Raw genomic sequence first — 8,662 nt, 5'->3', positions numbered from 1 at the left:
CGAAATTATTATATCGAAAGGGAGTTTTTTACGCTAAAGCTTTTTTCACCCCCACAAGTAAAACTTGTGGTTTATTCACATGTATTAATACAAATAAATCCCCCAAATTAGCATATAGCAATTTGAGGGATTTATTTATATATAGTTAAACTATTTTTCCATTTTTAACGGTAAACAGTTTTGAGTAGTAATCAACGAAGCTACCATTACCAAATGTTGCGTCATCAGAATAGCGAGCAACAATTTGAAGTGAATGACCGTTAATATTGGTTAAACTGGTAGGTAAAGTAATAGCAACGTTGGTAAAGCCACTTTGACTTGAATTATATGTTGTATTGTATACTTTATTGACGTCAGATCTAGTTGTTGGTGTGTATTTAACCCTTGTCAATTCTTTTCCTGTTGTTTTATCTAATACGATTAGCCAAGCATATTTTCTTGTAGAAGAAGCATCTGCAACATGCCAACCGCTTACTGCGATGGTATTAGTTGTTGAAGCACTGACACTATCGATATAACCAGCATTTTGATTGAAATTATAATTATCAGACCAAACATCAGTATAATTACCATTACCAGCAGTATCATCAGAGTAACGAGTGACAACTTGAAGATTATGCCCAGCAAAATTAACATTACTTAAATCAAAAGAAACATTGAAACCACTATTAGCTGAATTATAGGTATTGGAATAAGTAGAACCAACATCCGAGCGAGAAGATGGAGTATACTTAACGCGTTCTATTTCTTTATTGGTAGTAGCATCGTATAGGATAATATAAGCATACTTCTCAGTTGAAGAAGCATCTGCAATATGCCATCCAGAAACATTCAGGCTAGTACCGTTGAGTTTGACAGAATCAATCCAAGATTTATTATTATTAAAGTTATAGTTTTGAGACCAGACATCGGTTGTATTACCATTACCAGCAGTATCATCAGAGTAACGAGTGACAACTTGAAGATTATGCCCAGCAAAATTAACATTACTTAAATCAAAAGAAACATTGAAACCACTATTAGCTGAATTATAGGTATTGGAATAAGTAGAACCAACATCCGAGCGAGAAGATGGAGTATACTTAACGCGTTCTATTTCTTTATTGGTGGTAGCATCGTATAGGATAATATAAGCATACTTCTCAGTTGAAGAAGCATCTGCAATATGCCATCCAGAAACATTTAGGCTAGTACCGTTGAGTTTGACAGAATCAATCCAAGATTTATTATTATTAAAGTTATAGTTTTGAGACCAGACATCGGTTGTATTACCATTACCAGCAGTATCATCAGAGTAACGAGTGACAACTTGAAGATTATGTCCAGCAAAATTAACATTACTTAGATCAAAAGTGACATTAAAACCACTGTTTGAAGAATTATAGATAGAGTTATAGGCATTATAAACATCGTTACGTTGCGAAGGAGTATACTTAACGCGCGCAATTTCTTTATTTAAGGTAGCATCATACAAGATAATATAGGCATTTTTTTCAAAAGAAGATTCATCTGCAGCGTGCCATCCAGAAACGTATAAACTTGTTCCATTAAGCGTAACTGAATCAAATGAAGCTCTATTTTGAACTAGAGTTTTTCCATCTGACCAGAGATCAGTTACATTTCCGTTACCATTAGCTTGATCAGAGAAACGAGCGATAACTTTTATATTATGGTTATCAATATTATACTTAGATAAATCAATTGATGTGTTAAATCCGGAATATTTAGAGTTGTAAATATTTGTATATGCAGAATAGACATCATCACGTTCGTTAGCATTATAAGAAACTCTAGTCAATTCGGTATTAGTTGTGGCATCATACACGATAATAGTTGTATAGGGTTCATTTTCAGAGGTATCCGCCGCATGCCATCCAGAAACATTTAACGTAGTACCATTCATGGAAATATTATCAAAATAACCTTCGTTAGAAGATATGCCTAGATTTTTCAACAATCCATTGTAATCATGGGAAACATCTAAGTAATTTGAAGATCCTGGCAGAGTTGCTTGAGATGAAAATTGCCAACCACCATAACCAGCATCTTGGTGACTGGTTTCATAAGAGCCACCACGAGAAGGTGTATATGGATATTGTGCAAGCCATGTACGCGCAGTCCCGACGGTTGCAATAACAGCATCGCGATATGTATAAGATTGATAAACATAAACAGCATGATTAGTGTAACCCGAACCGGAGAGTGTATTCCAAAAGGCATTGAGACTAGCAGTTGCATTCGTTGCTGATGAATTTGATAAGGTATCTGAGTCTTCCACATCTGCGAAAATTAAAGTTGAAGAAGACAACCCTAAACTTTTAAGTACGGAAATAGTATGGTTTGCTTCACTAACAGCACCACTTTGATTAGAAAAATGGATGTAATGATAGACAGCCACTTTCAAACCTGCATTTTGCGCATATTTAATTTGTTGGGCTGCATAGGGGTTTGCATAAGATGAACCTTCAGAAATTTTAACGATAACAGTTGTAACACCAAGCGCTTTTAATTCATTATAGTCATTTTGTGTCATCCAAGACTGATAACTTGAAACATCAACTGCGTCAACGGAAGTATACCGAGTATCACCAATGGTGAAAGTAGCTATGCTATTGGAAGATGCTAACGCAATGTTACTTATAGCGGTAGTAGAGGCAGTTGTTGTATTTGCTGTGGCAGTTGCAGTAGTTTCAGTCTGAACATTACTTTCTGTACTCGAAGTAGTGTCTGTTGAACTACTCGAGTCAACACTAGAAGAACTAGTAGCATCATCATTTGAGGATGCTACACTTGAGGAACTGTCTGAACTGGAGCTAGAACTAGTAACAGTTTCTTCGTTAGCACTAGAGGAAGTATCAGCAGTGGTGCTTTCAGAAGTGGTAAGAACGGTTGTAGCTTTGCTAGTAGTTTCAGTATTAGATGAACTAGTACTGGAAGAGTCTGTGCTAGAAGAATTAGCCGAAGTGTCTTGACTACTTGATGAGGTACTTTGGTTTGCATCTGATGACGAACTACTTGTGACAGAATTGCTTGCAGATACTGTTTGCGCTACTTGGTCGGCACGTACGGATTCGTGTTGCATTAAACCAAGACTTAGTCCCAGAACAGCGACTCCTGAAACTAATGACAGTTTCTGAAGATTCCCCTTTTTGTAGTATTTAACAATTTTTTTTCTTTTTTTAAGTTTCAAAGTTTCTCCCCTTATTTAATTAAAATAAATGTTTTTATGATAAATAATAATTGCTAAAAAATGTGTAGTCACAATATATATCGGCATAAACTTTCTTTTCTTTAGTTAATTTTATGATATTATTTTAAGCCATGCAAGATGTAATTTTTCACAAACAAAAAATTATAGATACTATACGAAATTCATTTGATATATGTAGTTATTTTAATTAAGTTACTATCGTAATCACGAATAAAAATTGAAGTTATTGTCCCGACAGAATCTGCTTGACTAATTGGACCGGAGACTATATCAATAAAGTAACTTTTTAGATGGTTAAGGATATCAGTTGCTTTATCATTGACTAAAATACATAAGTCTACATTATCTAGTGTAGTGTTTACAATTGTTGATGCTGAAAAATTAGTATCTTTTTTTTGAAGCTTGAGAAGTTGATGTCCGCAGCGCAAAGTCTGCGTTGTATCTGTGTTATCTAGTAGCGGCATATCGAAAACCTCGTGATAGAAGCGAGTAGCCCGCTCAAGGTTTGTAACTGTTAGAACAGTGTTATCTATACGTTTAACTTTCATAGTGAAAGGCACTCCTTTATCTAAAGTATACAGTATGTACATTATACATAAATTTACAGAGAAAAGTTAAATTCTTACAACTTATATTATATATGTCAAACGATTAGCATAAAAAGTGTTTTTGACCTTTTAATTCTACGATAATTACGGTAAAATAAAGAAAACGGTTCCTAGAAACTGAGGAGGATAATTAAAAATGACAAAGTTATATGGTGCGATTGAAGCGGGCGGAACGAAATTTGTATGTGCTGTCAGCGATGAAAATATGAATATCTTAAAGCGGATTAAAATTCCAACAACAATTCCTGAAGAAACAATGGCAGAGGTTTTTAATTTTTTTGATAAAAATCCGGTTGTAGCAATGGGAATAGGATCATTTGGCCCCATTGATGTTAATCGTTCATCAGAAACTTACGGGTATATTACGACAACACCTAAAAAAGGGTGGGCTAACTATGATTTCTTAGGGAATATGAAAGCTCATTACGATATTCCGTATGCATGGACAACTGATGTTAATGTTGCTGCCTATGGTGAATTAAAAAAGGGTTCAGCGCGTGGAAAAAGTAGTTGTATCTATTTAACCGTTGGCACTGGTGTTGGCGGTGGTGGCGTCGTTAATGGGAAGATTCTTGAAGGTTTTGGACATCCAGAGATGGGGCACATTATTTTAAGACGACATCCAGAAGATACATATGAAGGTAACTGCCCTTATCACCATGATTGCTTAGAGGGATTATGTGCAGGTCCAGCCGTTGAAAAACGTGCTGGTGGGGTCAAGGCTTTTGATATTCCTAAGGATGCAAAAGATTGGGAGATTGAAGCATATTATTTAGCACAGGCTTGCGTTGATTATACGGTAATTCTTTCACCAGAAAAAATTATTTTTGGTGGGGGTGTTTCAAAACAAGAACAACTATTTCCACTAATCCGTAAATCATTTAAAGAGCAGATGAATGGATATGTAAAAACACCAGATTTGGATGATTATATAGTTCATGTTGAATTAGGTGATGATGCAGGAATTACAGGCTGCTTGTTATTAGCACAAGAAAAGGCATAATTATTGAGTCTTAAAAATGAGGTGAATGGTGAATGTAACGTGGTAATTGCGCTACATTCATTATTTTTTGTGTATGCTAAAGCAAAAACAAATTCTTATCTATATGTGCCAACAAGCTAGTAGTTCATCTATAATAGATATCACAAAAAATGCACCGTGTGTTTCTAAATGAATTTCTGGGTGGTCATTTAAACTAAAAATGTGACTAGCTAGAGCGTATTAACGACATATTCTAGAAAAAATGATCAATTTTTTAGACCAAATATTCAGAGATAAAAAGAGTCCTGGTCTTTGGAGAGTTTTCCAAAGACAAAGACTCTTTTAACTATTATTCTGTAAAGTTTCCAGTCTCGACGTCATGTAAAAATTGCTTGAGATTAGCAAAATAAACGGGTGCATTGTCAATCATATGATGATGACCACCATTTGGAGTTGTGACTAAACGTGCATGAGGAATAGCTTTTTGCATACGTCTAGCAGTTGCTAGCGGCATGGTTTCATGCTCCCCAAAAGTTAATAAGGTTGGACATTTAATATTTTTAATGTCGTTGCGACGATCCCAACCCGCTAATTTTCCGGTAATCACAAATTCATTATCACCTTGGAAATAGTTATAGACATCAGTTGCAATTGTACTAGTTAGATGACTGATTGCAGGTGGCTGTTTGCGGTCAACATAACCACGATTCAAAACGTCAATTAAAGATTGGTAACGTTCATTAGAATAGTCATTCTTGCTTTCACATTCTTGCATAAAGGCTAAATCAGCAGCAGAGAATTCTTTTTCGCGAATAGCATTAATGTTAGTAACATACTCATCAATATTGTCAGTCATACTAGAAATAATGATACCTTTTAGATGGTCGGGATATTTCAAAGCATATTCTTGGGTTATGGCCCCACCCCATGATTGACCAATAAGGTAAAATTCATCTAATCCAAGTTTTTGACGAACTTCTTCAATTTCGTCAATATAATAATCCATAGTTAGGAACTTATCGACGTTTTCTTGCTTACTAAAATCAGGTTGATCGGAATACCAAGAACCTAATTGATCATACATAGATACTTGGACACCTAAATCACTCAGTTTTTCGGCGAAGTTTTCATAATATTCATGGTTACCGCCAGGGCCACCATGGAGGCACAATAACTTAATATCGCCTTGACCGTCAGTGCGTGTCCAAAGATGATATCCGTTATCTAATGTAAGAATTGTTGTTCCTTGTTTCAATAAAAACACCTTGTTTCTTTAAGTATAGAATAACTTTATGATAGCACTTTTAATGCAATTTATAAAACATCTGCGTCAAAGCTTAGCTGACAGGCAGCCAAATCAAAGCTATAACTGATATTTTCATTAGAACGAACAGTCATTTCCATATCGGTACTGTAAATAATCAATCCAAGTTGATGAGTTGCAGTTAAATGATAGAACATAGGTTGTAACACAAAATCTAAGTCATAAAATGTTCCAGCAAGCAATTCATCGTTGCGCCATAGATTAGTTCGATTTTGTAGATTGCGATGGCCTTTAGTAATCATCTTAGCGTCAGTTGGATTGGCAAATTTGAACTCGACTAGGTTATCTTCACGCCAATGAAAACCTTCATCAAGAGCTTTAGTTGCTAGAATTGTGGGAGAAGTTCCTAAACGTTTGGCATTCCCAAAGTCAACAAGCATTAAGCTTAGCATTCCATGATCCTGATTGGTAGCCACGCGCAGTTTTACCTGTGGCGTTCCTTGCAAATATAAATCGTTTTTTAAAGGCTCTGTTTTGAAGATTAAGCGTGAACTTGCTAATGCAGAATTTTCTTTGAGAAGATCTTGCTGCCAACGAGTGATGTTTTTTTGATAATACAAGAAATCTTTTTCATCTAAGTGGTTATTAAAATTAGCTAAGTGTGAATTTGGCGTTGGCGTAGTGGTTAATTGCTTATTTGCAAAAGAAAAAGTATGCACTTTGATGTTCTTAGCATCCCAAGTAGGATAAGTATGCCAAGTACTTTCTGCGGTATTTTCTTGAACTAAAACATTCGGCAATATGGAATCAGCATTATTATTTACGGCGTATAATTTATTACTTAACCAGAGATTTATCATATCTGAAAAATCAAGTGATTGGAAATTATTAATATAAATATGTTGTCCTTGGTGCAAGATTATCTTTTTGGTAATGGGTAATTTATCAAGTGCTTGATACAAATTAAAGACATTACGTAATTTTACATTCCAATCGTTTAAGCCGTGTACCATTAGGACATCACATTTGATATTTTGAATATTTTTAAGATAGTTACGAGCATCCCAAAAAGTATTGTAATTTCCAGTTTCTCTATCTTGATTTTGGGTGATGGTTGCTAGTTTTTGTTGGAAGACGGATTTTATTTGCAGATAGTCAGCGGCTTGTTTTTTGCGACTAAAGCATTCAGCTGTAAGAACGTCAGCATCTTCTCCGGGGAAACCGCCTGGGGCAACCACAAGCCCACCATCGCGATAATAATCATACCAATTTGAGATAGCTGCTTCAGATATAATTGTTTTTAATCCGGACACACCACTGGTTGCAGCGGCAGTTGCCAAGGTTCCTAAGTATGATTTGCCGGTCATGGCAACATTTTGGTTGCACCACCAAGCTTCAATCTCAACGTTGTCGTCTTTATTGGTAAAAGCACGTCTTTTTCCAGTTAGCCATTCAATCACAGCTACAGTTGAAGCTGTTTCGGCAGGAGAACCACAAGTTCGCATACCGTCAGAATCTTTCGTGCCAATTCCAGCTGCATAAACAGCGGCAAAACCACGAGCTAAAAGATAGTCATTTAAAGTATAGGATAATTCACGACCAAAGCTTTCTTCAGCAACGGTTGTTTTGCCAGTCGAAATTCTTTTCTCGACACTTTTTGTGTGTGAATGATACTCAATGTCAGCATAACTTGTCTGGTTAGGTGCTTTTCGTTTTAAAGGAATATCGACATTATGAGTTAATTTTTTACCTAATTCATCGTTAACTCCCTGATTATAAGGGCTTGCGGTATAAACAACGGGAACTTTTAGACCATCATTGGTATCTTTAGGGCGGATAACTTCGACTTTTAGCAAATCGGCTTTCCCATCATCATCGGTATCAAGATCTGATTCAACATAGACCACTTCAAAGATAAGGGAACTTGTATCAAAAATTGGTAGAGATTTTCCATTGAAAAAGAGTGGTTTACTTGAAGCAGGAAGTTGATAAAAAGAAGTGAAATAGCCCTTAGTAGTTAGCTTATCTAAAAAAGTATGCCCGCTTTTTGTATATGTGCACAGTAAGTCATACCAAGCAATAACTACTTGTTCAACGGTATTAACTTGTTGATGATGATATAGATTTAAGGTAGTTAAGCTTTCTAGTGGCGTTTTAGGATTGAAATCATTCTCAAATTCAAAATCAAGTAGCTGTAAGGCAACACAATAAAAGGAGGTGGCATCTACTTTTTTAGTGGCTATATAGTCAGTTACAGTTTGAGTGGAATTAGCCAATAACGTGTTTAGTTTGCTTTTTTTGATACTGTCACTCTTAGCTTCAGGAAACGATTTGGATAAAAAATGCAACCATAGTGTATTGGCAGTTGTATCTGCTAGAGTATTAGAATCAAGAAAATGTAAATTTATTAATTCAGTAACTTTTTGATTATATGGGATATTGTTTATCTGTCCAAATTGATTAAATTTCATCTATATAAGAACCTCCAAATCTAAGATATAGTAATTATACAATATTGTGTAAAGTTAACGTGTATTTTTAGATTAAAGAGAGCAAATTTTTGCTTAAAGTTTGAGAAAAGTAAATAGCATTAATTA

The 8,662-nt window shown here is 35.3% G+C and carries 5 protein-coding genes; 1 reads left to right on the top strand and 4 read right to left on the bottom strand.

From position 1 onward, the window contains the following. Positions 1-145: 145 nt before the first annotated feature. Together LB941_RS07900 and LB941_RS07895 are read right to left on the bottom strand one after the other, a co-directional pair. Positions 146-3,190 (bottom strand): GH25 family lysozyme, encoded by a 3,045-nt coding sequence (locus LB941_RS07900; protein WP_253360975.1) that lies wholly within the window; start codon positions 3,188-3,190, stop codon positions 146-148. A 182-nt stretch (positions 3,191-3,372) separates the two neighbouring features. Further along, a complete protein-coding gene (locus LB941_RS07895) occupies positions 3,373-3,759 on the bottom strand; it encodes a VOC family protein (RefSeq protein WP_253360974.1) in 387 nt (128 codons plus the stop codon). A 196-nt stretch (positions 3,760-3,955) separates the two neighbouring features. On the opposite strand from LB941_RS07895, the gene LB941_RS07890 reads away from it, so the two are divergent. Continuing rightward, positions 3,956-4,822, top strand: a complete 867-nt coding sequence (locus LB941_RS07890) for an ROK family protein (RefSeq protein ID WP_253360973.1) — start codon at positions 3,956-3,958, stop codon at positions 4,820-4,822. Positions 4,823-5,150: 328 nt separating this feature from the next. Here LB941_RS07890 and LB941_RS07885 read toward each other — a convergent pair whose 3' ends face one another. Next, entirely contained in the window at positions 5,151-6,056 is a 906-nt protein-coding gene (locus tag LB941_RS07885; RefSeq protein ID WP_253360972.1) for a proline-specific peptidase family protein, read from the bottom strand. Positions 6,057-6,115: 59 nt separating this feature from the next. Beyond that, the gene (locus LB941_RS07880; protein WP_253360970.1) at positions 6,116-8,536 is read right to left on the bottom strand and encodes a Xaa-Pro dipeptidyl-peptidase; all 2,421 of its coding nucleotides are present in this window, start codon (positions 8,534-8,536) and stop codon (positions 6,116-6,118) included. Between the last annotated feature and the right edge of the window lie 126 nt (positions 8,537-8,662).

Origin of the sequence: Ligilactobacillus ubinensis, assembly GCF_024160875.1 — a bacterium.
GTDB lineage: Bacteria > Bacillota > Bacilli > Lactobacillales > Lactobacillaceae > Ligilactobacillus > Ligilactobacillus ubinensis.
This window is presented reverse-complemented; position numbering and strand designations above follow the sequence as displayed.